This window comes from Enterococcus sp. AZ077, assembly GCF_051714965.1.
GTDB classification, from domain to species: Bacteria; Bacillota; Bacilli; order Lactobacillales; family Enterococcaceae; genus Enterococcus_B; species Enterococcus_B hirae.
The window spans coordinates 668,729-693,712 of sequence record NZ_JBIOSX010000001.1 but is presented as its reverse complement, the minus strand read 5'-3'; the positions used below and the strand labels follow the sequence as shown (position 1 = coordinate 693,712).

General features: G+C 36.8%; 30 protein-coding genes. 13 read left to right on the top strand and 17 right to left on the bottom strand.

From position 1 onward, the window contains the following. Window positions 1–87: 87 nt before the first annotated feature. From IGL28_RS03165 to IGL28_RS03155, 3 genes are all read left to right on the top strand, one after another. Window positions 88–192, top strand: a complete 105-nt coding sequence (locus IGL28_RS03165; protein ID WP_014834224.1) for a putative holin-like toxin — start codon at window positions 88–90, stop codon at window positions 190–192. Window positions 193–499: 307 nt separating this feature from the next. Beyond that, the gene (locus tag IGL28_RS03160) at window positions 500–604 is read left to right on the top strand and encodes a putative holin-like toxin (RefSeq protein WP_014834224.1); all 105 of its coding nucleotides are present in this window, start codon (window positions 500–502) and stop codon (window positions 602–604) included. 444 nt (window positions 605–1,048) lie between these two features. Beyond that, window positions 1,049–1,306, top strand: a complete 258-nt coding sequence (locus tag IGL28_RS03155; protein WP_010738287.1) for a hypothetical protein — start codon at window positions 1,049–1,051, stop codon at window positions 1,304–1,306. A gap of 78 nt (window positions 1,307–1,384) precedes the next feature. Here the strand turns inward: IGL28_RS03155 and IGL28_RS03150 are convergent, their stop codons facing one another. The 7 genes from IGL28_RS03150 to IGL28_RS03120 all read right to left on the bottom strand — a co-directional run bounded on the left by IGL28_RS03150 (window position 1,385) and on the right by IGL28_RS03120 (window position 6,788). After that, window positions 1,385–1,660, bottom strand: coding sequence for a hypothetical protein (locus IGL28_RS03150; protein WP_053766137.1), 276 nt, complete (start codon window positions 1,658–1,660; stop codon window positions 1,385–1,387). Next, complete coding sequence (locus tag IGL28_RS03145) at window positions 1,657–2,007, bottom strand: hypothetical protein (RefSeq protein WP_081127874.1); 351 nt, start codon at window positions 2,005–2,007, stop codon at window positions 1,657–1,659. The genes IGL28_RS03150 and IGL28_RS03145 overlap by 4 nt, the downstream gene beginning before the upstream one ends. A gap of 412 nt (window positions 2,008–2,419) precedes the next feature. Beyond that, window positions 2,420–3,499 carry an ABC transporter substrate-binding protein gene (locus tag IGL28_RS03140; RefSeq protein WP_053766139.1) on the bottom strand — a complete coding sequence of 360 codons (1,080 nt, stop codon included), beginning with the start codon at window positions 3,497–3,499 and terminating at the stop codon, window positions 2,420–2,422. Beyond that, the gene (locus tag IGL28_RS03135) at window positions 3,496–4,323 is read right to left on the bottom strand and encodes an ABC transporter permease (RefSeq protein WP_010719841.1); all 828 of its coding nucleotides are present in this window, start codon (window positions 4,321–4,323) and stop codon (window positions 3,496–3,498) included. The genes IGL28_RS03140 and IGL28_RS03135 overlap by 4 nt, the downstream gene beginning before the upstream one ends. Next, window positions 4,323–5,129, bottom strand: coding sequence for an ABC transporter permease (locus tag IGL28_RS03130; RefSeq protein ID WP_010719842.1), 807 nt, complete (start codon window positions 5,127–5,129; stop codon window positions 4,323–4,325). The genes IGL28_RS03135 and IGL28_RS03130 overlap by 1 nt, the downstream gene beginning before the upstream one ends. Before the next feature lie 13 nt (window positions 5,130–5,142). Next, window positions 5,143–6,228 carry an ABC transporter ATP-binding protein gene (locus IGL28_RS03125; protein WP_010719843.1) on the bottom strand — a complete coding sequence of 362 codons (1,086 nt, stop codon included), beginning with the start codon at window positions 6,226–6,228 and terminating at the stop codon, window positions 5,143–5,145. Between the two features lie 17 nt (window positions 6,229–6,245). Then, the gene (locus tag IGL28_RS03120) at window positions 6,246–6,788 is read right to left on the bottom strand and encodes a helix-turn-helix domain-containing protein (RefSeq protein ID WP_010719844.1); all 543 of its coding nucleotides are present in this window, start codon (window positions 6,786–6,788) and stop codon (window positions 6,246–6,248) included. Between the two features lie 240 nt (window positions 6,789–7,028). Here IGL28_RS03120 and IGL28_RS03115 point away from each other — a divergent pair, with 240 nt between their 5' ends. The 6 genes from IGL28_RS03115 to IGL28_RS03090 all read left to right on the top strand — a co-directional run bounded on the left by IGL28_RS03115 (window position 7,029) and on the right by IGL28_RS03090 (window position 12,323). Further along, window positions 7,029–8,018 (top strand): acrylyl-CoA reductase family protein, encoded by a 990-nt coding sequence (locus IGL28_RS03115; RefSeq protein ID WP_081127872.1) that lies wholly within the window; start codon window positions 7,029–7,031, stop codon window positions 8,016–8,018. Next, window positions 8,015–8,761: a phosphopantothenate--cysteine ligase gene (locus tag IGL28_RS03110; RefSeq protein ID WP_081127870.1), complete on the top strand. Its 747-nt coding sequence runs from the start codon at window positions 8,015–8,017 to the stop codon at window positions 8,759–8,761. The genes IGL28_RS03115 and IGL28_RS03110 overlap by 4 nt, the downstream gene beginning before the upstream one ends. An 85-nt stretch (window positions 8,762–8,846) precedes the next feature. Then, complete coding sequence (gene coaC / locus IGL28_RS03105) at window positions 8,847–9,398, top strand: phosphopantothenoylcysteine decarboxylase (RefSeq protein WP_010719847.1); 552 nt, start codon at window positions 8,847–8,849, stop codon at window positions 9,396–9,398. A gap of 15 nt (window positions 9,399–9,413) precedes the next feature. Further along, the gene (locus tag IGL28_RS03100; RefSeq protein WP_081127868.1) at window positions 9,414–10,046 is read left to right on the top strand and encodes an ECF transporter S component; all 633 of its coding nucleotides are present in this window, start codon (window positions 9,414–9,416) and stop codon (window positions 10,044–10,046) included. A 642-nt stretch (window positions 10,047–10,688) separates the two neighbouring features. Then, window positions 10,689–11,336, top strand: coding sequence for an NAD(P)H-binding protein (locus IGL28_RS03095; protein WP_081127866.1), 648 nt, complete (start codon window positions 10,689–10,691; stop codon window positions 11,334–11,336). Between the two features lie 3 nt (window positions 11,337–11,339). Continuing rightward, window positions 11,340–12,323, top strand: coding sequence for an NAD(P)H-quinone oxidoreductase (locus tag IGL28_RS03090; RefSeq protein ID WP_063626714.1), 984 nt, complete (start codon window positions 11,340–11,342; stop codon window positions 12,321–12,323). Window positions 12,324–12,425: 102 nt separating this feature from the next. Here IGL28_RS03090 and IGL28_RS03085 read toward each other — a convergent pair whose 3' ends face one another. After that, on the bottom strand, window positions 12,426–12,959 hold the full coding sequence (locus IGL28_RS03085; RefSeq protein ID WP_034699792.1) for an isoprenylcysteine carboxyl methyltransferase family protein: 534 nt from the start codon (window positions 12,957–12,959) through the stop codon (window positions 12,426–12,428). A 211-nt stretch (window positions 12,960–13,170) separates the two neighbouring features. Continuing rightward, window positions 13,171–14,682: a flavocytochrome c gene (locus IGL28_RS03080; protein WP_081127864.1), complete on the bottom strand. Its 1,512-nt coding sequence runs from the start codon at window positions 14,680–14,682 to the stop codon at window positions 13,171–13,173. A 237-nt stretch (window positions 14,683–14,919) separates the two neighbouring features. Here IGL28_RS03080 and IGL28_RS03075 point away from each other — a divergent pair, with 237 nt between their 5' ends. After that, the gene (locus IGL28_RS03075; RefSeq protein ID WP_081127862.1) at window positions 14,920–15,759 is read left to right on the top strand and encodes a hypothetical protein; all 840 of its coding nucleotides are present in this window, start codon (window positions 14,920–14,922) and stop codon (window positions 15,757–15,759) included. 220 nt (window positions 15,760–15,979) lie between these two features. Here IGL28_RS03075 and IGL28_RS03070 read toward each other — a convergent pair whose 3' ends face one another. The 4 genes from IGL28_RS03070 to IGL28_RS03055 all read right to left on the bottom strand — a co-directional run bounded on the left by IGL28_RS03070 (window position 15,980) and on the right by IGL28_RS03055 (window position 19,171). Next, the gene (locus tag IGL28_RS03070) at window positions 15,980–16,285 is read right to left on the bottom strand and encodes a bacteriocin immunity protein (RefSeq protein WP_081127860.1); all 306 of its coding nucleotides are present in this window, start codon (window positions 16,283–16,285) and stop codon (window positions 15,980–15,982) included. Window positions 16,286–16,566: 281 nt separating this feature from the next. After that, window positions 16,567–17,151 (bottom strand): GNAT family N-acetyltransferase, encoded by a 585-nt coding sequence (locus IGL28_RS03065; protein WP_010719856.1) that lies wholly within the window; start codon window positions 17,149–17,151, stop codon window positions 16,567–16,569. Between the two features lie 107 nt (window positions 17,152–17,258). Beyond that, window positions 17,259–18,179 (bottom strand): UDP-N-acetylmuramate dehydrogenase, encoded by a 921-nt coding sequence (gene murB / locus IGL28_RS03060; protein WP_010719857.1) that lies wholly within the window; start codon window positions 18,177–18,179, stop codon window positions 17,259–17,261. A gap of 71 nt (window positions 18,180–18,250) precedes the next feature. After that, window positions 18,251–19,171, bottom strand: a complete 921-nt coding sequence (locus tag IGL28_RS03055) for a Gfo/Idh/MocA family protein (protein ID WP_081127858.1) — start codon at window positions 19,169–19,171, stop codon at window positions 18,251–18,253. A 114-nt stretch (window positions 19,172–19,285) separates the two neighbouring features. On the opposite strand from IGL28_RS03055, the gene IGL28_RS03050 reads away from it, so the two are divergent. Together IGL28_RS03050 and IGL28_RS03045 are read left to right on the top strand one after the other, a co-directional pair. Continuing rightward, window positions 19,286–20,038, top strand: coding sequence for an exodeoxyribonuclease III (locus IGL28_RS03050; protein WP_010738301.1), 753 nt, complete (start codon window positions 19,286–19,288; stop codon window positions 20,036–20,038). A 191-nt stretch (window positions 20,039–20,229) separates the two neighbouring features. After that, entirely contained in the window at window positions 20,230–20,763 is a 534-nt protein-coding gene (locus tag IGL28_RS03045) for a 3'-5' exonuclease (RefSeq protein WP_010719861.1), read from the top strand. Window positions 20,764–20,916: 153 nt separating this feature from the next. Here IGL28_RS03045 and IGL28_RS03040 read toward each other — a convergent pair whose 3' ends face one another. The 4 genes from IGL28_RS03040 to IGL28_RS03025 form a co-directional block, all read right to left on the bottom strand. After that, window positions 20,917–21,441, bottom strand: coding sequence for a GNAT family N-acetyltransferase (locus tag IGL28_RS03040; protein ID WP_034699781.1), 525 nt, complete (start codon window positions 21,439–21,441; stop codon window positions 20,917–20,919). Beyond that, window positions 21,434–21,907 (bottom strand): tRNA (adenosine(37)-N6)-threonylcarbamoyltransferase complex ATPase subunit type 1 TsaE, encoded by a 474-nt coding sequence (tsaE, locus tag IGL28_RS03035; RefSeq protein WP_081127856.1) that lies wholly within the window; start codon window positions 21,905–21,907, stop codon window positions 21,434–21,436. The genes IGL28_RS03040 and tsaE overlap by 8 nt, the downstream gene beginning before the upstream one ends. A gap of 257 nt (window positions 21,908–22,164) precedes the next feature. Then, a complete protein-coding gene (gene pta / locus IGL28_RS03030; protein ID WP_010719866.1) occupies window positions 22,165–23,145 on the bottom strand; it encodes a phosphate acetyltransferase in 981 nt (326 codons plus the stop codon). Between the two features lie 152 nt (window positions 23,146–23,297). Beyond that, a complete protein-coding gene (locus IGL28_RS03025; RefSeq protein WP_010719867.1) occupies window positions 23,298–23,978 on the bottom strand; it encodes a uracil-DNA glycosylase in 681 nt (226 codons plus the stop codon). 124 nt (window positions 23,979–24,102) lie between these two features. On the opposite strand from IGL28_RS03025, the gene IGL28_RS03020 reads away from it, so the two are divergent. Next, window positions 24,103–24,972: a Cof-type HAD-IIB family hydrolase gene (locus IGL28_RS03020; RefSeq protein WP_010719868.1), complete on the top strand. Its 870-nt coding sequence runs from the start codon at window positions 24,103–24,105 to the stop codon at window positions 24,970–24,972. Window positions 24,973–24,984 lie beyond the last annotated feature (12 nt).

Genomic DNA, 24,984 nt, shown 5'->3' with positions numbered 1-24,984 from the left:
AAAGTTTAATGACGGTGGCTTTCCATTCTGAAAGCGAGGTGGTGCTTATGCACATAATCCCACACTTTAGAGAAAGGAGATGCCTTTTTGTCCGCATATGAGACAATTCAAACCATTCTTGGGTTTGGTATGTTTACCATTTCTTTGATTGGCTTGGTTGTATCTATGCTTAAACATGACAAAAAGAAATAGCCGTCACTTTAGCGAGCAGACTGGCTATTTCTTTTTGAAATATTTAGTTTAATTGCCACCGTCTTTAGCGGTGCTGTCAAAAGGGAACTGTTGACGCAGTTCCTTTTTTCATGTTTATTATAGCATACCTCTATTCTTCTATTCAATAAAAAACAAAAGAACGGTTATTTTTTTAAAGCAATGATCACTAAGTCTATAGGCTTCGATCCTTTGTGACAATATAGTTTAACAACGGTGGCTTTCCATTCTGAAAGCGAGGTGGTGCTTATGCACATAATCTCACACTTTAGAGAAAGGAGATGCCTTTTTGTCCGCATACGAGACAATTCAAACCATTCTTGGATTTGGTATGTTTACCATTTCTTTGATTGGCTTGGTTGTATCTATGCTTAAACATGACAAAAAGAAATAGCCGTCACTTTAGCGAGAAGACTGGCTATTTCTTTTTGAAATATTTAGTTTAATTGCCACCGTCTTTAGCGGTGCTGTCAAAAGGGAACTGTTGACGCAGTTCCTTTTTGCACGATTATTATAGCATGACTCTATTCTTCTGTTCAATGTTAATTTCTAGCATCTTGATTAAAGATTAAAATTGACTTCTATCAATTCATATAAACACCAAAAATTCTGATATCAAGGCATTTTTGAGTAAATAGCTTACTAGCAAACCCTAACTGATCACAGTAGTACGATAGTCAAAGAGGATATTTTTAACTAAATTGATTTATCGTATAGTGTGATAGAGGGAACTAGTTCTACTTACTTATGCAATAAAACATATCTAAAGAGTTTTATTTGAAAAAAATATATTGACATTTTATACTTGAATTATCAAATAAAAAGGACGTGAAGATAAATGTCAAATTTAGAACATAAAGAAGAAAAAACTTTAGACAAAATTATTGCTACGGTTAATAAACTGGATAAAGAATTAGACGAACTTGATACGTTATCTGAAAATCCAGAAAAAAAACATAACCTAAAAAAATGGTTAGTTGAACGAAAAGCGATTCATGAAATTAAAAAAATCCTTCATGAAGCTGGTAAATATGAGAAATATGATGAAAAAGAACTTGATAAAGAATTTAAAGAAATTAATGATTTATTACAATAATTGATTTATACGACTCATTTTGAGTCGTTTTTTATTTATAATAAAGCATTCCTTTCAAGAAGATAAAACAAATGAGAGTCATTGTTTAAGTTTAGTTTGTATATAAAGTCTATAGCTATTTTTAAATTCAATATCTGCTATTTTCATTACTTTTTTCATTGCTTCATCTGAAGAGCCAAAATGGTACCTGTTCTTTTCGAATCCATCTTCAACTATCGTGTATCGTTCTTGGTCATAACAAATAAATACATAGCGATCTTTTTTGAATGTAAGAATTTTTAAAGCGAAACAGTTCTTTGACTTAAATGTTTTTTTCAAATATTGTTTTAATTGCTTTTTATAAATCATGTTCATTTTACGGCACTTCTACTTTCTTCATCGACTAGCCATTGATTTTTGTTGAATCGATTAACCAACTTATTTACTTCCTTATCAAATAAAAATTTTTTCAACGTTCGACTAATATAAAAAACTTGCACCTTTTTGCCATCTATTCTAAAAGCAATTCGAAAATCTTCCTTTCCTAAATGGATTTTCATTTCATAAATAGAGTATTTTGCAGATGAATGGACAGGTTTGATGCGATAAAAATTATGTGTCAAACACTCATTCACTTTATATACGATTATTTCTTGATATTTTTTTGATTGATTCTCAGAAAATACATCTGAAAATTGCTGGCTGAACTCTACAGAGTACATAACTATACCTTCTTTGTTAGATGATTTATGTAAAGGATAGAATACAAATACAATAGAATGTCTCATACATCACAATATAATTATAGTTGATAAAACAACCTATTTCTATTCATATTCATTATATCAACTATAAAAAATAGCCACCAAAAGGCGACTGAAAAATAGGCTTTTATTTGTAAGTTACCTTACAGGCATTAGACTAATCCAACCAATGCCTATCAAAAACATATCATACTTGTTGCATCACTATTTCGTCTATTTACTCTGGTAGAAAATCACTGGTAGAAAAGATAAAATAACACAAAAAAAGCGCCTAAAAAGACGCTTTTGGTAGAAAATTGGAAAACTGAGTATTAGAAAGTATGTGAAATAGACTATTTTAAGCTTGATTTTCTCCCAATTTCACTAAGTTTTACCAGCTTTTCCGATACATCTTGAACTCTAAGAACAAGTCGTTATAGATTCCTAAAAATTTAGGTCCAAGGTCTTCATAAACTTCTAGATGAGAGATGGTTTCATCAGAGGGATAGAATTGTTCATCTTGGGAAATTTCTTTTGGTAAAAGAGCTTTCGCTTTTTTGTTAGGTGTTGAGTAGCCAATGTATTCAGCATTTTGGGCAGCATTTTCTGGTTTCAACATAAAGTTGATGAAATCATATGCGCCTTCTTTGTTCTTGGCTGTTTTCGGCATCACAATATTATCAAACCATAAATTCGAACCTTCTGAAGGGATCACATAATGAAGATGTTCATTTTCAGACATCATATCTGCTGCTTCTCCAGAAAAAGTTACTGCAACGGATGCTTCTTCATTGATCATATACATTTTGATTTCATCAGCTACGATCGCTTTGACATTAGGGGTTAGTTTGTTCAGTTTATCTGCAGCTGCATTCAATTGATCCATCTCTTTGCTGTTCAACGAATAGCCCAAACTGTTCAACGATAGCCCCATCACTTCTCTGGCACCATCGATCAACATCAAACTATCTCTTAATTTCGGTTTCCAAAGATCATTCCAGTGCTGGATTTCCTCTTTATTGAAAACTTTATCATTATATACGATCCCCAAGGTTCCCCAAAAGTATGGAATCGAATAGGTATTTTGGGGATCAAAGTCTAAATCCAAAAAGCGCTCATCAATGTTCGCTAATCCTTTGATCTTGGAATGGTCTAAAGGAAGCACTAATTTTTCTTTGATCATCTTTTGGATCATGTATTCACTAGGAATGGCTATATCATAATTTGTGCCACCTTGTTGGATCTTAGTAAACATGGCTTCATTGGAATCAAACGTTTCATAATTGACCTTATACCCATATTCTTTTTCAAATTTTGTGATCAAGCTAGGATCAACGTAATCGCCCCAATTGTAGATCGTAACGATTTTTGCTCCACTCATTCCGCTTGCTTGTTCTAATTGCCGTACACCAAAGAGCAAGACCAAGATGATCACAACGATACCCACAAACAGTGATTGTAATTTTTTCATCGTAAGCGTGCGACCTCCTCACGTCCTCGGCGATTTTTTCTCAATTTTTTGGAACGATTTTCTTTACTAATGAAATAATAACCGATCACTAAAACCATCGAAAATAGGAACACTAATGCACTTAACGCATTGATTTCTAAACTGATTCCTTGACGAGCACGAGAATAGATTTCTACTGACAACGTAGTGAATCCATTACCTGTCACGAAAAAGGTCACCGCAAAATCGTCTAATGAATAAGTAAATGCCATAAAGTAGCCTGCAATGATGCCAGGAGATAAGAATGGTAAAATAATATTTTTTACGACTTGAAAATTATTTGCACCTAGATCTCTAGCGGCATCAACCATCGAATCATTCATTTCTTGTAATTTAGGTAATACCATCAATACAACGATTGGGATACTAAAGGCAATATGAGAAAGCAAAACACTTTGGAAACCTAATCCAAAGCCTAAAAAAGTAAAGAAAATCAAGAAACTGGCACCAATAATTACATCTGGTGAAACTAATAAAATATTATTCATACTTAGTAATGTCGTTCTTGCTTGTCGTTTTTTAGTATAGTAAATCCCCATTGCCCCAAACGTTCCGATAATCGTTGCGATCAGTGCCGATAAAAAGGCTAACATAAAAGTGTTCAATACAATAATGATCAATCGTGTATCTTCAAAAACTGCCTGATAATGGTCCCAAGTAAAACCGGTAAAGTTGTTCATGGTACCACCGTCATTAAAGGAGTAGAAAATCAAATAAAAGATAGGCAAATATAATAGTAGAAAAACAATAAAGAGGTAAAGATAAGACCACTTAAATTTTTTCATCATGCGCGGCCTCCCTTCTTCTTCTCACCCGTCAGCAACATCACAATAAACATTGCAATAATCAAAATAACTCCGATCGTCGAACCCATCCCCCAATTTTGAGTCACGAGAAAATGTTGTTCAATTGCTGTTCCTAAAGTGATCACACGATTTCCACCAATCAGTCGTGTCAACATGAACAATGACAGTGAAGGAATAAACACTGCTTGAATCCCACTTTTTACACCATTCAATGACAATGGGAATACTACTCGGCGAAATGTTTCAAAATTATTAGCTCCTAGATCACGGCTAGCACTGATCAATGACGGATTCATTTCTTCCAATGCATTGAATATCGGCATAATCATAAATGGAATCTCGATATAAGTTGCCACAAATAAAAAACTAAAATCGGTAAACAAAATTTGTCTTGGAGCAATCCCTAAAAATTCAAAAAATTGATTCACACTTCCATGGATACTAAAAATACCAATAAACGCATAAGCTTTTAGTAATAAATTCACCCATGTTGGTAAGATGATCAGCATCAACCACAACTGTTTATGTTTTAATTTAGTTAAAAAATAAGCAGTCGGATAGCTGATGATTAATGTAAAAAAGGTGATCAAAAAGGCATACCAAACAGAATTTAACGCCATGAAAAGATTCGTTCTAGACGTCAAAAAAGTAGCATAATTATTTAAAGTAAAGTGTCCATTCATATCAAAAAAAGATTGGTAAATGATCATCAAAACTGGTGCGATCACGAATAGACCAAGCCAGAGTACATAAGGAACAGAGTAGATTCTACGCATTGCTTTCATTGACTATTCCTCCTTACTCTTCATAACTATCAAGTCGTGCATCAAATTCTTCTTCTGATTCATTAAAACGCATGACATGGATATCTTCTGGATCAAAGGCTAGACCAACTTTGCTACCCTCTTTTGCTTTTTTCGTTGAATGAACCGTCCATTCATTTTGTTGCTCATCGTAACAGACAATTTCATAGTGGACCCCACGAAACAGTTGCGTATCAACAGTCACAACCAGTTTTCCCTTATCAGGGGTAGTAATCGTTAAATCTTCAGGGCGCAAGACGACTTCAACTGGTTCATTGGGACGCATTCCACCATCAACACATTCAAATCGTTTGCCAACAAACTCTACAAGATTATCGTCGATCATCACACCATCAACGATATTGCTTTCACCCACAAAATCAGCCACAAAATGATTGATCGGTTCATCGTAGATATCGACAGGTGTTCCACTCTGCACGATTTTCCCCTTATTCATCACAAAGATTTCATCGCTCATTGCTAAAGCTTCTTCTTGGTCATGTGTCACAAAAATAAATGTAATTCCCAAACGTTGTTGCAGCTCTCTTAATTCATACTGCATATCCGTTCGCAGCTTTAGATCCAGCGCAGATAGAGGTTCGTCTAACAACAATACTTTAGGTTCATTAACGATAGCTCGCGCGATAGCCACACGTTGTCTTTGTCCACCAGACATTTCGCTAATTTCTCGATTTTCGTACCCAGGAAGTTGCACCATGCGAAGTGCATCTTTGACTTTTTTCTCAATATCGACTTTATTCATTTTTTTGATTTTCAATCCAAAAGCGACATTGTCGAATACATTCATATGAGGAAATAAGGCGTAATCTTGGAAAACCGTATTTACTTGCCGTTTATTAGCTGGCACATCATTTAATCGTTTTCCCTCAAAATACATTTCGCCTTCAGTAGCATCTGTGAAACCAGCAATAATTCGTAAAATCGTTGTTTTTCCACAACCCGAAGGACCTAATAAGGTATAAAATTTCCCTTGTTCGATCTCAAAACTCACTTTTTTCAAAATCGTTTCATCATCATAGCGTTTGACCACCTGATCAAATGAAATAATTGGTTTTCCCACTTTTTAACCCCCTAAAATTACAAGTACGATTCAGTAGCGACAATCAATGCCCTCGTACGTTTTGATTGATGATTCTTCAATTGGTGGTGCTTTGTTGCTTGGTAATAGATCGATTGACCTGCTTTGGCAATATATCGCTCTTCACCTAAGCTTAACTCTAATTCCCCCTCTAACACAAAAATAAACGTTTCTGATAAAGAAGGTTCAAATAATTTATACTCTCCTGCTTCATTGAATGTCAGTAAAACAGGTTCCATTTCTTTTTCATTCGAATCAGAGACCAACCATTCAAGTTGATAACCATTTTCTTCATCTAAATAAACGGTATGATCTTCTTTAGAATAAACCACTTGTAGATTCACTGTTTCTTGATGGAAAAATTCTTCAGGGGAAACACCTAATACTTCAAGAATCGAAAAAAATGTTTCCATGGATGGCGAACTCAAGTCACGTTCTAATTGAGAGATATAGCCTTTTGATAAATCCGTACGTTCACCTAATTCTTCTTGTGTCAAATTTTTCTGGATACGTAAATTTCTTAACTTCTCACCTATTTCCATCTCATTCCTCCTCTATGAAGTTTTCTAATAGTAAACATCAAGTTTACTCTCACTCGTACTAGTATACAAATTTTGATCAAAAACACAACCCTTTTTATTTTAAATTTCACGAAAAACATCTTTTTTATTTGAAAGAATAAGTTTCACTTTTTTTAGACACTAATCATCAGCGAATCACCATAAAACAGATTGATTTATGGTATGATAGAAGAAAAATTTTGAAAGGAGTTCTGTTTTTACATGAATAAATTTAAAGCGTTTCAAGTAAATAATGTTCCGCATTTTCATACTTCGATCATTGACCAGGAAATGCCCCTTTTATCAGCTAATGAAGTGTTGGTCAAAGTTGCTTATTCTGATGTTAACTATAAAGATGCACTAGCTAGTAGTGAATCTGGTGGTGTCATCCGCTCTTATCCTATGACACCTGGGATTGATCTTTCAGGAACCGTTGTCGAAAGTCGAGATGAACGTTTCAAAACAAATGATTCTGTTCTCCTAACTGGTTATGGCTTGGGCGTCACTCAACCTGGAGGCTATAGCCAGTACCAGAAAGTTTCTGGTGATTGGTTGATCCCACTTCCGAAAACCTTGTCACTTCGTCAGGCAATGGTATTAGGAACTGCTGGCTTTACTGCACTTTTATGCGTGAACGCCCTCATATCAAAAGGGATGAAATCGAGTGACCGTATTGTTGTAACTGGAGCATCTGGCGGAGTAGGCAGTACCGCTGTAGCAATTTTAAAAAAAATGGATTTTACTTCGATCATCGCTCTTTCACGCAAAAAAGAATCGGTGGAATGGCTGAAAAAATTAGGGGCGAATGAAGTCCTATCCCCAAATGAATTTCTTCCTGAAAAGACAAAACCTTTAGGAAAGCAACAAATCGATTATGTCATTGATACGGTTGGTGGGGACTTATTGACCCAACTCCTTCCTTTGATCGCCTATGATGGTGCTGCGGCATTATGTGGAAATGCTGGAGGAATCAAATTGACCACTACTGTATTACCGTTTATTTTGCGCAATATCCAGTTGATCGGTATCGATTCAGTCAATGTTCCGCATGAAAAACGTTTCTCCTTATGGCAACAATTAGCTGATCTTGCTATTGCTGATGATCTTTTCGTTAAAGAAATCGCCTTGGAGGAATTGCCCGAAGTGATTCAAGGATTGTTAGCTGGGCAACATCAGGGAAGAACACTAGTTAATGTAGGTGAAATGAAATGAAGATATTGATTACGGCTGGTGGCACAAGCGAAAAAATTGATCAAGTCCGTTCAATCACAAATCATTCGACTGGGCAGTTAGGTAAAAAGATTGCTGAAACATTGTTAACTGATTCAACAGTAACGATCGACTATGTCACGACAAACAGTGCTGTCAAGCCAACGTCACAGGACAATATTTGCTTTCATCTAATCGAGTCCACTCAAGATTTATTTGAAACTTTGGAAAGATTACTGACAAGTGACTCTTATGATGCCATCATCCATAGTATGGCAGTGAGCGATTTCACTCCTGCTTTTAGCCTATCTGAAGAACAATTGGCACAGAGCATTGACCAAACACCGCTAACGCCAGAACACCTTTCTTCATGGTTCCGAGACCATGAAATAAATCCTAATAAAGCTGAAAAAATCTCTTCTGACACAGAACACTTGTTAATCGCCTTGAAAAAAACGCCTAAGATCATCAGCTATCTAAGAAAATGGCAACCAGAAGCAACCATCATCGGCTTTAAGTTATTAGTCGATGTTTCAAAAACAGAACTTTTAGCAGTCACCAAAAAAAGCATCATGAAGAATCAGGTAGACTACATCCTTGCGAATGATCTGACACAAATCGACGGAACAAACCATCACGGCTATCTATTAGGGGCAGACGGAACAATCAAAGAAGCACAATCCAAGGAAGAAATTGCTAAATTATTAGCATCGGTTATAATAGAACCAGTTTCCTTTAACCAATGAAACGCTGAAAAAAATTCTCTGATTTATTTCTTAAAACACAAAAGTTAAGCTTGATTTTAGCAGGGAATGAAAGGAGTAAACAATTATGAAAAAAATTCTATTGGGGGTTACTGGCAGTATCTCTGCTTATAAAAGTGCGGATATTACCAATCAACTCGTGAAACTTGGCTACCAAGTAGACGTGATCATGACAGAAAGCAGCACTCACTTCATCACGCCACTTACGTTACAATCCTTATCAAAACGTGCCGTCCATACCGATGTCATGCAAGAAAAAGAACCTTCAGTGATTAATCACATCGAACTGGCAAAACAAGCAGACTTGTTCTTGATTGCTCCTGCTACGGCTAATATTATCGGTAAATTAGCAAATGGGCTGGCAGATGATCTACTCTCAACAGTTGCAATGGCACTCCCTGCAGATACTCCGAAGTTGATTGCTCCTGCAATGAATACAAATATGTATCAACATCCGCTCAATCAAAGGAATTTAAATACGTTAAAATCAATCGGCTATCAAGAAATCGAGCCAAGAGAGTCGTTGTTGGCTTGTGGTGATTTTGGCAAAGGTGCTTTAGCTGATACCCAAATAATCATTGATCAAACGGTACAACTGATTAATGAAAGAAACGCTTAATATAAAGGAGTCATTATGAAAAACACACGTACTTTTGCTTTGACTGCTATGTTTTTAGCAATCATGATTTTATTAGCGGTCACACCGCTTGGGTTTATTCCTATTGGTCCAATCCACGCTACGACCATGCACATCCCAGTGATCATTGCATCAATCGTTTTAGGCCCACGTTTAGGTGGCTTTCTAGGAGGAACATTCGGCTTGATTAGTATGATCCGTAGTACGGTCATTCAAACACCTTTGTCATTCGTCTTCTCTCCATTCATTCCAGTGATTGGTACAGATCATGGAAGTTTGAAAGCATTATTGATTGCTTTTATTCCACGGATATTGATTGGTGTTGTTCCCTACTTTGTCTATAAAGGAATACTACGGCTAAGTAAAAACAAGTTTCAAGGTGTTTCTTTGTTTCTAGCAGGCTTAGCTGGTTCTTTCGTGAATACGATCCTAGTGATGAATATGATCTATTTCTTATTCCAACAAGATTATGCTCAAGTGGTCGGAAAAAGTATCCATGCGCTATATACTGCTATTTTAGCTGTTATCTTTACGAGTGGTGTTCCAGAAGGGATCGTCGCTGGAATTGCTACAGTCGCTGTTGGTAGTGTCTTGCTTCGTTTGATGCATGCGACACCCCAACCTAAATAAGACAATTAGCTGATAGCGAACATGATCTTCTTTGAATCAAAACATCCATCCCAATTTTTGTTGAAATTGGTAGATGGATGTTTTTTACTTAAAAATCATCAATAGTATGAAAGCTTCTACTCCTTGGAGCAAGCCTGAATTTGTCCCATCTAAGTTCCCCATGCTGTTTATTATCCTATCCACGGCGTTCTCAGAGCTGACCTTCGGCAATAAGCCTGAATTTTTCAAAATATGTGAAGCTATTTTAAAAAATTATTTCTTATTGTCTTCTAAGTCCTCAATGCTGTTCACAACCTTATCCACGGCGTTTTCAGAGCTGACCCTTCGGCAATAAGTCGAAAAATCTCAAAACATGAAAAGCTGTTTCGAGATTTCCCTCCTTATTGCTCCTGCGATCACTCGTCGCAGTTTCTACTTGGTGAGTGCTCAGGTCAGAACGCTCTGTTCACGACCTTATTTATAATCAGTATTCAAGCATCAGCTCCTTGAAATAAGCCTGAATTTTTCAAAATATGTGAAGCTATTTAAAAAAATTCTTTCTTATTGTCTTCGGAGCTATCGATGCTTCCATAACCTCTTTCTCGCATTTTTTTTGTTTAGTGTTATGATTGATAGTGATTATTATAAGAAAGGATGATTAAAATGAAAATTTTTGTTGTAGGTGCTAATGGCCAAATTGGTCGGCATTTAATCAAAGACCTTGCAACTACTAGACATCAAGTGACAGCAGGTGTACGCGAGGTTGCAACTCAATCTTTAGTAAAAAAAGATAATGTCACTTATGTTTCTTTCGATCTTACTTGGACAATTGAAGAAATGGCAGATGCTTTTAAAGGTTGTGATCTCATTATTTTTGTTGCGGGTTCGCAAGGGAAAAACTTATTGCAGATCGACTTAGACGGTGCGATCAAGACAATGATAGCGGCCGAATCAGCACATGTTTCTCGCTACTTTATGATTAGTGCTGTTTTTGCCGAGGATCGCAGTAAATGGCCAGATTCTATGATTGATTACTACATTACGAAACATTATGCTGATGAGTGGCTGAAACAACAAACAACTTTAGATTATGTAATCATCCAGCCAGTGTCATTAACAAATGAAGAAGTCACTACAGTCCAACTGGCAAAACCAACAGAAGCCACTGCTAAAACCGTCTCTCGTCAAACGGTAGCTGCTGTTTTGACAGCTTTAGTGGAACAACCAACTATAACTAAAACAACGCTAGTACTATCTGAAGGAACGCAGGAAATTTCAACTGCGTTGCAGCAAATAGTCGAGGAGGAATAAAAAATGCGAGCCATCACGATCAAACATCCCGGTTCTGCCGAAGTACTACAAGAGATCGATGCACCAAAACCAATAGCGAAAAAAGGACAATTACTCATAAAAGTTCACACAGCGGCAATCAATCGAACGGACATCATGCGTCGAGAAACAACGAATCAACAGACTCCTTACCCGATTCTTGGCGTAGAAGTAGCTGGAGAAGTGGTTGAAAACCGAAGTGATAACCCAGATTTTGTACCAGGTACAAGGGTATGTGGGTTAGTCAATTTAGGCGGTTATGCCGAGTACGCAGTGATGCCAGCTGACCGTGCAATTTTACTGCCCGATACATTGGATAATGTTGCAGCGGCTGGTATTGCAGAAGTTTTTCTAACAGCTTACCAAACACTCTATTGGCTAGGAAATTTACAAGAAGGTGAAACTGTTTTGATCCACGCTGGAGCGAGCGGTGTGGGAACGGCAGCCATCCAACTAGCAAAACAACTTACTAAGGCAACCGTCATCGTCACTGCTGGTTCATCAGAAAAACTAGCTTTTTGTCAAAAACTTGGTGCAGATGAACAGATCAATTACAAAACACAAGATTTTTCAACCGAAGTAGCAAGAATTACCAATGGAAAAGGTGTCGACGTCATCTTAGATTTCATCGGAGCTTCTTATTGGGAGAAAAATTTAGCTTCTATTGCTATTGATGGACGTTGGGTATTGATCGGAATGTTAGGTGGAACAATTGTACCAGAGATTGATTTAGCTACCTTGATCACCAAACGAATCCAATTGATCGGCACTTTGTTGACTCCTCGAAGTGATCAGTACAAAGCTCAATTGACTCAAGAATTTATGCAAGTAGTTGGACCTTATCTAGCTGACCAACGAGTCAAACCAATTATTGATCGTACCTTTACATTGGCGCAAGTCCAAGAAGCTCATGAATATATGGAAGCGAATAAGAATATCGGAAAGATTATTTTGACGATAACAGAATAACCAACTTTTAAATGCAAATAGCAATCAAAAAAAACCCGTAGAATCTCAAAAATAGGAGCAACTATTTTTGGATTCTACGGCTTTTTTTATTTAGCTAGTTTATTATGACTGCTTTATTTCTTTCTGTTTAATAGATGCAACTAATTGATTTTCCTTTTTTATTCGTAGATAGAGACAGAGACTATAAGGAAGAATAAAAATAATGAGTGTCACATAAGCGTGAAAAAGAAGCACGACTCCAATCAATTCAGGTAAAATATTTAAAAAATAATTGGGGTGCTTGACCCGTTGGAACAACCAATGTTCAATCAATTGATGATCTGGTTCAAAAATCAATTTCACTGACCAATATTTTCCTAATAATTTCATGACCCAAAAGAGCATGATAAACGAAAATAGGATGAGACAAAATCCAATCCAGCTGACCCAATTAATTTGTGTTTTTTGAATGCTTCCCTCAAAGAAAGCAGAAAAATAAAACAGCGTATGTAAGATAGCTAACCATTTTGTAGTTGTTTTTCCATACTCAATCGCTCCTTCATGTAATAATTGGTTCGCATGCTTACTTGAAATTTTTAATACATACAATCGTACGAATGCGATTATCAAAAAGAAATAATATAATTGTTGACTCATTCGTTTCACTCGTTTCTATTTTTATTTATTATCATCTGGAACGACCTGCAAAAGTCACTTATTTTCTATCAAATAATCATTTATTCAAAGTAAAGGAGTAGAACCATGATCGCATGTTCTTCACAGTTTGATAAAAAATATAGGAGAAAACTAACTTTTGACATGCTAGTTTTCTCCTAATTGACCGTCCATTTACTTTATATTTACGTTCTTAATTTTCACTGACGAATTTTGCTGCCTGTTGTCCAGCTTGTCGTCCAAAGATAATAATTTCAGCAACTGAATTTCCACCAATCCGATTATTCCCGTGTAGCCCACCAGTTACTTCACCAGCAGCATACAAACCAGTGATCGGTTGATTTTCTTTATTCAACACTTCTGTCTTCGTATTGATTTTCACGCCACCCATTGTGTAGTGGATACCTGGTGCAATTTTGATCGCATAGTATTTGGGTTCTGTCAGACCATTATCCATCGCTGTCGTCCGATTAAAAGCGTCATCCTTTTGAGCATCGACTGCTTTATTCCAGGATTCAAGTGTTTGAGCCAAATTATCTGCAGGCACATTTACTTTTTCAGCTAATTCTGCCAGATCATCTCCTGAAGTCACGTAACCCTTTTGCTCATAGAAATCAATTGCTTTTGCTCGATCTCTTACTCCTTGATCAAAAATCAAATAAGCAGATTTTTCCGGTAAAGCTGTAATAGCTGCGGAAACTTTGTCCCTTGTATCTAATTCATTCACAAATCGTTGTCCTTCTTGGTTGACTAAAATAGCCCCCTCACCTCGAACAGCTTCACCAATCAAGACGCCTTCATCTTGTTGGACTGTTGGATGTATCTGGATTTTATCCATGTCGACCGTTTGACCACCTAGTTTTTCAATCATCGTGATTCCATCACCAGTTGAGCCTACTTGGTTAGTAGTGACATAGCCTGCTAAATCAGGACGGTATTTTTCAATCACTTCTTGATTGGCACCATACCCGCCAGTTGTCACTACAATTGCGTTCCCTTTGATTTCCTTTGGCTCTTCGCCTTGGACTTGTACAGTCACCTCATTGACTTTACCACTATTTTCTTTGATATCAGTTACATCTGTATTCACAAAAATAGGAATTTTACGTTCATGTACATTTTTTAACAATCCGTCAACTAAGTAACCACCAATAGCTGAGCCATCTGAAGGACGGTGGGTTCTTTTTTCACTCATTCCCCCAGTAATTGTTAAATTATCCAATTTGATTCCATTTTGATCCAACCAATCAATCGCAGCGGCTGAATGATCAACGAAGTAGTGGAGTAATTCTTGATCATTGGTGCCACCTCCGCCTTTTAATGTTTCTTCGTAGAACGCTTCATTGGAGTCATTGATTCCGTCAGCTTGTTGGAATTTAGTGGCTGATGCATTCATTCCACTTGAGGATTTTAAGGTATTCCCACCTGCTACTGGCATTTTTTCAAAGATGACTGGGTTCAATCCAGCATCTTTTGCTTCAATCGCTGCTGTCATCCCTGCTCCACCTGCACCAACAATGATAATATCATAAGAATCTTTCATTTCAGCTGGGTTGGTATACGTTTGTTCCGATGCACCTGAAGATACCTCTGTTTTTTCAGATGATTTCGTGCTTGTCGTCGTTTTTTCTTTTGAATCTGCACTACAAGCTCCCATTGTTAAAACTGATGTAATAACCACCAAACTTTTTAGCACTTTTTTCATTCTTTTCCTCCTAAATTTTAGTACTCCTTTATTTTAAGTGAAAAAATTCACAATTCCAACTATTTTTTTATTCTTTTTATCAATAAACAATGACTTTTTCATCTAGCATCTCTAGATAACTATTTTTGCTATTTTTTGTTGGCTGTTTTCTTATTCATTTAGGCGTTTTGGTACAAATAATTTTGGTTTGCGCTTTTACCCTAGTATAATCTTTACTATAGATAAAGGAGTTATTTTATGAACTATCTGAAAATGTTTTTTATGAATGGTACCAAAACCGCTGGAAGAATTACCCATGCGTTTTATATTCTTCTACGGGTCATCGTTGCAGTAATGTTAGTCGATCAAATTTTTCAGCAAAATATGGGGAATACTTTTCTCTTATTGCTAACTCTAGTTTTATTTGAAATTCCTTATCTTCTAGAAAAAATGTTAAAGATCGAAATCCCGAATATGTTAGAAATCATTATTATTTCATTCATTTTTAGTTCAACTGTTTTAGGAGAATTAAGTGACTTCTACGGGTATTTCTCAATGTGGGATACTATCTTACATGCTTTAACTGGTTTTTTAGCTGGTGGGGTTGGTTTTTCACTTGTCTACTTACTGAACAAAAACACGAAAACAATGAATCTAACACCATTATTGTTAGCTATCGTTTCATTTTGTTTTTCAATGACAGTCGGTGTGATGTGGGAATTTGTTGAATTTTCAGCTGATCATATATTTCAACTGGACATGCAAAAAGATAGCCTTGTCCAACAAATCAATAGTGTGGAGTTAAGTAAAGATGGCAATACTGTCCACTCGATCCCTAATATCGAGCAAACCATCGTGGAATATAAAGATTCAGCTGGAAATACAGAAAAATATGTGATTTCTGGTGGTTATCTTGACATAGGAATTATTGACACGATGAAAGACCTATTCGTCAATTTCATTGGAGCCTTGACGTTTAGTATCTTTGGTTATCTTTATAGCCAGAATGATTATCGGAAGTTTACTTTTATCCGTAACTTCATCCCCAGAAAAAAGAGAGAATCACGAACTGAAAGAAGAAAAGCATCTTCGAAATAAACAAAATTTTATCGTCAATTATTCTTTATGTGATCCTATCGATAACTTTAGAAACTAGTATAAGAAAAATTTTCTACTATTAAAAGCCTGGGGCAAGGACGTCCTAGGCTTTTTTGATGAGTATAAAAACAAATAAAGTGTGTTCAGGAATTGTACTACTTACACTTATTAAAGAGATCAGATAAACCAGCTAGCAGTGGTTCCACGCTTCAGGGGATATTTATTGAAAAAATGGTCCAAAAGCGATAGGTGTCGAAGCTAATCCTCGACCTAATTCTTGTTCAAAGCGTCTCATCGTCGAAATTTTTAAATAAAAAGCTGCGACTGGTGGTGTCAATTGACTCTTGATCGCTAAAGGGCGTAGTTGATATTCCAGATCTTTCATTACTCTTGGAAAATATTCTTGCTTTTCTAGTTTGTTTTTAGCCTCGATCAATGATACTCTTTCCCTTTCTTTGACTTCTTTATTAAGAATCAAGTCGTATAATTCTACTATAATTTGATTGATTTCTTCTGTTTTCTTCATGATATCGCTCCCTTTAATATCATTTGGCACATCTTTCTCAAAGCTTTAATAAATATTAAATGTATTATAGTCTAGATTTACCTCTTCAGGTCATTCATTTCCTAAATAACTGTTTTCCATTCATAATTGTATCCTATAGTTATATATACATTCTTACATTTCAGCCTAAACCTATTTGAAATGAAACCAGTAGGTCGGAAAAAAGAAAGCCGAAATAACCATGATCACAGAAAATAGCTGATTCTACTTTCCATTATCACGGTTATTCCACAAAAAGAATCTTAGTCTTTTTTAGCTTTTATATTCAATTTTTCCAAAGTGTCCATTGCTAAGGGATACTCGCTATTCGGACGTCCATCAAAATTCTCAGCGATAATCGTAAACCCTAGCTTTTGGTATAGTTGAATGGCAGGATGACTCCAAGTTTGCGTATGCAGATACACTGGTCCATGAGATGCCAGCTTTTGGAAAATACGCAATACTTCGATCGTTAATGCTTTGGCAATCCCTTTTCCTTGATGCCTCGGATCTACTGCCAGCCAATGAAAAAGCGGATAGCTTCCATCCTTCCGTTTTTTGAACCAAGCGGTACAAGTCGCGATTTTTTCACCTGTATCAGTTACAACGAAAAGCATTCGTTGCTGAAGTTCTTCTTGATAAGGTAAAAAAGCTCTCTGAAAGTAAGCAAGTGCTTCTGTTTCTGTTGCGAACTCTCCGACTGATTGTTCGATTCTTGCCCATTCGGTTTCATCGCCTAGACGGTAGTACTCAAAATGATACCCAGTCGCTAAAGATTGCGTAGGGAGACTGTCACTTAATGGACGAGTCATCCAAATCTCGGCATAAGGAACATGTTTATCTAGCATAAGCTAACTTCCTTTCTAAACAGAATAGCTCTTTCTATCTGTTTTATCACAAAAGTTTGAACATCTCACTGTAGTCATTGATGGCTAGTTCATTCAACTAGCAATGGTTACATGCTTGCATCCACTGTTTTTGCTTCGCCAATGATCCGTACTTCTGTTTCCAAAGACACATCAAATTTTTCCTTGATCACTTCTTGGATATGCGCGATCAATTCTGTATAATCCGTAGCGGTCGCATGATCAATATTGACAATAAAGCCAGCATGTTTTTCAGAGATTTGAGCGCCACCCCATTTTAAGCCTTGTAATCCAGCTTCTTGGATCAATTGACCAGTAAAATGCCCCACAGGACGTTTGAATACACTCCCACAAGAAGGATATTCCAATGGTTGTTTCGATTGACGTAATTCAGTCAGCTCGTCCATCCGCCCTTTGATTACTTCATGCTCTCCTGCAGTTAATTGGAAACGTGCTTCTAAAACGACTGCATCCATTTCTTGGATTTTACTATGTCGATAAGAAAATGCCATTTCTTCGTTGGTTAGAGTTTTCAACGTACCATCTGCTAATAAAACATCCACTTCTGCTAATACGTCTTTGATTTCACCGCCATAGGCACCTGCATTCATATAAACAGCGCCTCCGATACTTCCAGGAATGCCACAAGCAAACTCAAACCCGGTTAAAGAAGTATCTAACGCCGCATAGGTCGTATCGATCAATTTTGCTCCAGCTTCAGCTGTGACCATCGTCCCAGAAACTCGGATTTGTTTCATCTCAGTCAACATGATCACCATGCCACGAATCCCACCATCTTGAACAATCAAATTACTGGCATTACCTAAAACCATCCAAGGTACATCATGGGTTCGGCAATAATCCACTACTTCTTTTACTTCATTTTGTGTTTTTGGGAAAACGAGAACATCCGCTGGACCGCCCGTTTTGGTAAACGTGTAATTCATCAATGGTTCATCAAACAATAGATTGAGTGCTGGTAAATTTTTAACTAAGTCTTCTTTATTCACTGAGGATTTTCCTTTCTATATCAAACATCCCCATTATTCTATCACGCTTAAAACAAACTTGCCAGTTTCCCTCACATTTGTTGTCTTGTATGTTTGCGCAGCATTTCTTCACAAAGTGCATGACTTTGCATGATCCCTTGTTGCTTCAATCCTTCCATTGAAGGTTTTTCTTTGCTGATCTCTGCAAAAAATGTTTGAACCATTGGCTCAAAACCACGTTTGACTAATGTATTTTCCCAATCGCCAAATTTTTCTATTTCGACGCCTGATGCTCGTTGGATCGTCATATCCGTTAATTCCGCCACTTCATAAGTGCCACTTTTACTAGTGATCTGATAGTTCTCGCTATTTGCTCCACTTAAAAGATCCATTGTTAAAATTGCTGTTTGATGGGCTGTTTCCAATTGTAAAACCGCAAATTCCAAAAATTCTTTTGTTTCACGGATCTGATATTTCGTACGCAAGATCGGTTCGTCCAAAAGATATACCGCCGTATCAACAAGATGTAAAAACAAATCATAGATCACAAATTCCGTTGTTTCCTGAGCGGCAATTCGATTTTTTTGTAACTGGATTAGCCGCTTCTCGGGGACTTGTTTCAAACGTTCGACCATTGGAGCAAAACGTCGATTGAATCCAACCATTAAGACAACTTGATTTTTATCTGCCAGTTCTTGTAATTCGTTGATTTCATTAAGGTCAACACTGAGTGGTTTATCGATATACACATGCACCTGATTTTCAAGACATTTTTTGGCTAATTCATAATGTACCTTTGTGGCTGCATGAATCATACAAGCCTTGATATCCTGAGACAGTAGTTCATCAATTGATTCATATAGATGGTCAAATCCATACATTTCATGGATTCGTTTTTTCGTTTCTTTGTTTCTAGTCGCAAAGTAGAAATCAATCTTTCCTTGATTTTTTGCATAAGTAGGTAAATACGCTTTTTCTGCAATATTACCCACACCAATCACACCAATTCGCATGTTCGTTCCTCCAATCCATTCATTACTCTTATCTTACACTATTTTTTAGTAAAATAAGGTACAATAGAACCACAAATGCTAATCTAAGATCCAAAAGAAAGGATGCGTATTTAATTGAAATTTATCTCCTGGAATGTGAATGGCCTACGTGCAATCGTCAATAAAAATTTTTTAGACGTCTTTCATGAATTAGATGCCGACTTTTTCTGTCTTCAAGAAACCAAACTACAAGCCGGTCAAATCGAATTAGACTTACCTGGCTATCATCAATATTGGAATTATGCAGAAAGAAAAGGCTATTCAGGCACAGCGATCTTTGCCAAAGAACCCGCACTAAATGTCTCTTATGGAATGGGCATTGATTTACATGATCAAGAAGGACGTTTGATCACACTTGAATACCCTGAATTCTTTCTAGTTACTTGTTATACACCTAATTCCCAAAATGAATTAAAACGCTTGGACTACCGTTTACAATGGGAAGAAGCCTTTTACCATTACTTAGAAGAACTAAAAAAACAAAAACCAGTCATTGTGTGTGGCGACTTAAACGTTGCCCACCAGGAAATTGATTTGAAAAATTGGAAAACCAATCAAAAAAATGCTGGCTTTACGATGGAAGAACGAACTGCCTTCTCACACTTGTTAGCAAATGGCTTTATTGATACCTTCCGCTATTTCTATCCTGAACAAACTGGTATTTATTCTTGGTGGAGTTATCGTTTCAATGCTAGAAAAAACAACGCAGGTTGGCGTATCGACTATTTCTTAACTAGTGACGAGTTGAAGCCACGCTTGATAGATGCAAAAATCCATACCTCGATTATGGGAAGCGATCATTGTCCCGTAGAACTAGACTTGAAATAATCTCATTGTTAGCCATCGTCATCCTAGGCAGGACTGAATATTTTTATTAAAGAGAATGAAGAAAGATCAGCAAAGATGCTTCTTTTTTGAGCGTGGTCTTTCTTCATTTGATTGATTTTTTTTACATATCCATCACTTTCTTTTCTTCACTTTTTATGTTAGTGTTTATTTTTTAAGGAGGTTTTATACACATGAATTTTGTTGCAATGGACTTTGAAACAGCCAACCATCAATCCCACAGTGCTTGTTCATTAGCATTGGTTATGGTCCAAAATAGCCAAATTGTTGATGAATATTACACACTCATCCAGCCAGAAACACCTTTTTTCTGGAGAAATGTTCAAATTCACGGTATTCATCAAGAAGATGTTCGTACCGCACCCAAATTTCCTGAAGTTTGGCAAACGATTCAACATTATTTCCAAAAAAACCGCTTAGTCGTCGCTCATAACGCAGCTTTTGATACGAAAGTTCTAGCTGGTTGTTTAGATTATTACAATTTGCTCCAACCTCATTATTTATCTTTATGTACGGTAAAAACCAGTCGTCGTTTATTTCCAGAGATGCCAAATCATCGATTGAATACTGTCTGTGAAAATTTAAATATCACTTTAGCGAATCACCATGATGCATTAGAAGACAGTCGTGCCTGTGCAGAGATTTTACTTTATCAAGAAAAACACTTTGGAACAGATCCTTTGAAAAAATTAGTTACCCTAAAATGAGCTACTAAAAAACAGGTAGACAAAAAATCCATGGTTGCTTTTTACAGGTAACCATGGATTTTTTGATCGCCTTTTCTAACCTTTATCCCCTTCATTCCAACCATTCACCAATTTTTTCTGATTATTTGAAAAGATGTCCTCCTAAATCTAAGATCAGTCAATCAATAAAGACATCCTATAGACATCCAAAAAGTCCCCATCATCTGTTCGGGCCCCTCTTTTCATAAGCGCTTCGATTTCAAAACCCATTTTTTGATACAAGTGAACCGCTCGTTCATTTCGAGTTTGCACATCTAGTTCTAGTCTAAAAAGTACACCATTTTCTTTCACCCAAATCAATACTTCTTCAAGCAACATCGTTCCTAAGCCCAAACCCCAATAGTCCTTTAAGATGCTGATTCCAACCTCTCCCACATGAGAGATGCGGTATTGTTCGCCTGCTTTAACAGAAACAACCCCGATGATTTTTTGACCCATACAAGCTAAGAGTAAAAGATTATTGTTGCTGTCTTGTAGATATTCGATGGATAAAGCTAAGGCTTCAGGTGTTAGCTCCATTCCTTGTTCATCCATAACCAAAAAGTCAGTCTCTTCCTCTACTTGTTGCATCATTGCTAATAATTCACTGGCATCATTTGGCTGAGCTTCTCGAATGGTCAATGAGATCTCTTCACTCATTGTTTTGTCTCCATTGTTCCATGATCCGTTGTTTGAAAGCTTCACTTTGCTCCCCATATGCTTGAAATTTCACATATCTATATTCTAAATCTGTATCACTTTTTTCTAAAATCAGTTCCAAATAGTCTTCTGGTAATGCCTCTTCTAAAAGATTTCCCCATTCAATGACAGATAAACCCTCTCCTTCAAAATACTCATCTAAACCAAGATCCGCGCCGCTAGTTGCTACACGATAAATATCCATATGATAAAGTGGCAATCTACCTTGATCATATTCCCGAATAATTGTATAAGTGGGGCTCTTGATCATTTGTTCGATTCCTAATCCGCGAGCAATCCCTTTGGTCAGCGTTGTTTTTCCGGCTCCTAAGTCACCAGTTAATACTAAATTATCCCCAGGCTGTGCCACTTCACCGATGACTTTTGCCAATTCTTCTGTCTTATCTAAACCACTTAATTTAATCATTCTAACTTACTCCTTCATCTAGCCTTTTGTGACAGTATATCGTGGATGCAAAATTTTTTAAAGCAAAAAAAGCTTGGGACAAAGGTCGTCCCGAGCTTTTTCATATGTGTCAAAATGAATAAATATTTTCCAATCATCAGCTCCTTGCAATAAGTCTAAATTTTTCAAAACATGAAAAATATTTCAAAAAAATCAGCGCTTATACGCTCGGAGCCGATCGCTTCTTTCACGAACTCTTATTCATTTAGACTTAGATCTTAATCTAATAATGTTTGGGCTGCAGTAATGATCGCTAATTTATACACATCTTCTTCGTTTGCTCCACGAGATAAATCAGAAACTGGTTTATTCAATCCTTGTAAGATCGGTCCGATCGCTTCAAAATTACCAAAACGTTGAGCAATTTTGTAACCAATGTTTCCAGATTGCAATTCTGGGAAAACAAAGACAGTTGCTTGTCCAGCTACATCAGAATCAGGTGCTTTTAGTTGAGCCACTGAAGGAACATAAGAAGCATCAAATTGTAATTCGCCATCAATTACATATTGAGGCGCTAATTTTTTAGCAATTTTAGTTGCTTCGACCACTTTATCCACTTCTGGTGCTTTCGCAGATCCTTTAGTTGAAAAACTCATTAATGCTACTTTAGGATCAATATCGAATAATTCAGCAGTCTTTGCTGATTCTACAGCGATTTCTGCTAATTCTTGGGCATTGGGATTGACATTGATAGCACAATCTGAAAAGACATATTTTTCTTGGTCACGTCCACGTACCATGATCATCGCACCACTTGTTCGGCTGACGCCTGGTTTTGTTTTGATGATTTGTAACGCTGGACGAACAGTATCTCCAGTTGAGTGAATCGCACCAGAAACCATCCCGTCAGCAATTCCCATATATGTCAACATCGTACCAAAGTAATTGACATCTTTTAAGATGCTTTCTGCTTGTTCCTTGGATGCCTTTCCATTACGACGTTCCACAAAAGCTTCAACCATTTCATCCCATTTATCATAACGATTTGGATCAATAATCGTAAAACTTGAAGTTTTAATTCCACGAGCATGAGCAGCAGCTGTGATTTCTTCTTCGCTACCAATCAAAATAGGTTCCACTAATTCTTCCGCTTTCAAACGAGCTGCTGCACCTAAAATTCTTGCATCAGTTGCTTCAGGAAAAACGATTTTAATGCTGCGACGTACAATTTTGAATCTCAAACTATCAAACAATTCCACAAGATGACCTCCAGATATTTTCTATGTATCCATCATACACTATTCCTAAAAAAAAGAACAGTTTATTTTATCTGTATCAGTCAAAAAACCATTAGTAATGAAGTCTTTCACATAACATACAATCTGACATATAACAGGAAAACGCTGTCTTATTACACTGTTTCAGGTAATTGCCAATCGATCGGTGTTTCCCCTAATGCCATCAGTGCATCATTGGTCTTAGAAAAAGGTTTAGAGCCTAGGAATCCTCGATGAGCTGATAATGGACTAGGATGAGCAGATGTTAAAATGATATGCCGACTTTTATCAATCATTTTCATTTTTTCTTGAGCTGGTTTCCCCCATAAAATAAAAACGATTGGTTTTTCTCGTTCGTTTAATTTTTCAATGATTTTATCCGTCAATATTTCCCAACCTTTACCACGATGTGAGTAAGCTTGACCTTCTCGGACCGTTAGTACCGTATTTAATAGTAAAACGCCTTGCTTAGCCCAAGAAACTAAATTGCCATGTTTGACCGGCGAAATACCTAAATCACTTTGCAATTCTTTATAGATATTGTTTAATGATGGTGGAATTTTAACCCCTGGTTGCACAGAAAAAGATAAGCCATGTGCTTGATTGACACCATGGTAAGGGTCTTGACCTAAAATCACAACCTTTACTTTTTCGTAAGGAGTCAATTCCAACGCTTCATAAATATGATACATATCTGGATGAATTTTCTGAGTCGTATATTCTTTTTTTAAAAAGTTTCTTAACTTTTGGTAGTATTCTTTTTCAAACTCATCTGTTAAAATCGTTTGCCAACTGTTATGAATGATTTCTTTCAATCGTTCCACCTCCAACAATCAGGATAACTCACAAATTCTTTCTTAACAAGGGGCAATCTTCGCACGCAGTGTCATCTGGATATGGTAAACTAAGAAGAAGAGAAAGAAAGGAACGATGAGAGTTATGATCAAATTAATCGCATCAGATATGGACGGTACTTTATTAGATGCCCATATGAGTATATCACCCGAAAATGCCGAAGCGATCCGCTTTGCCAATGATGCAGGGATTGAATTTATGGTTGCGACTGGTCGCAATTATCAAGAAGCACGTGCGGCTTTAGATGAAGTTGGCATTGATTGTGCCATGATTACGCTAAATGGTGCGCAAGTTTTCGACAAAACAGGAAACTCCTTGTTCACTGTTCCAATACCGACTCTAAAAACTGCAACTGTCTTAGATATCCTTGATCAAAATGAGATTTATTATGAAGTATCTACCAATCGAGGGCTTTATTCTGAAAGCCAAGCCAAAAGAATTGAAAGCTTTGCCTCAATGATTGGTAGTCATCTCCCCCATTTAACATATAAAATGGCGATTGCGATGGCTTCAGCCAACCTTGAACTTTTGCATATCAATTATGTTGATAGTATTCGTGACTTGCTCCAAGACGAAACATTAGAGGTATTAAAAGTGATTTGTTTCCATACGGAAGGTCCGCGAGTATTGGGTCCAGTTGGAAAAGAAATCAGTGAACTGGGTGACTTAGCTGTTACATCGTCTGGTCAAAACAATATCGAGGTCAATCACAAAAATGCCCAAAAAGGAATTGCTGTGGCTCATGTCGCACATGACCGAGGAATCGAATTAGACGATGTCATGGCGATTGGGGATAATTTTAATGACGTTAGTATGTTACAAGTGGCTGGTGTTAGTTTTGCGATGGGAAATGCTGAAATCGAAGTCAAAGATTACGCAAAATTTGTCACTGATACTAACCTGGAGTCTGGGGTCGGCAAGGCAATCTTACGGGCAATTTCCGAAAATCTATAATTTTCGAGAAAA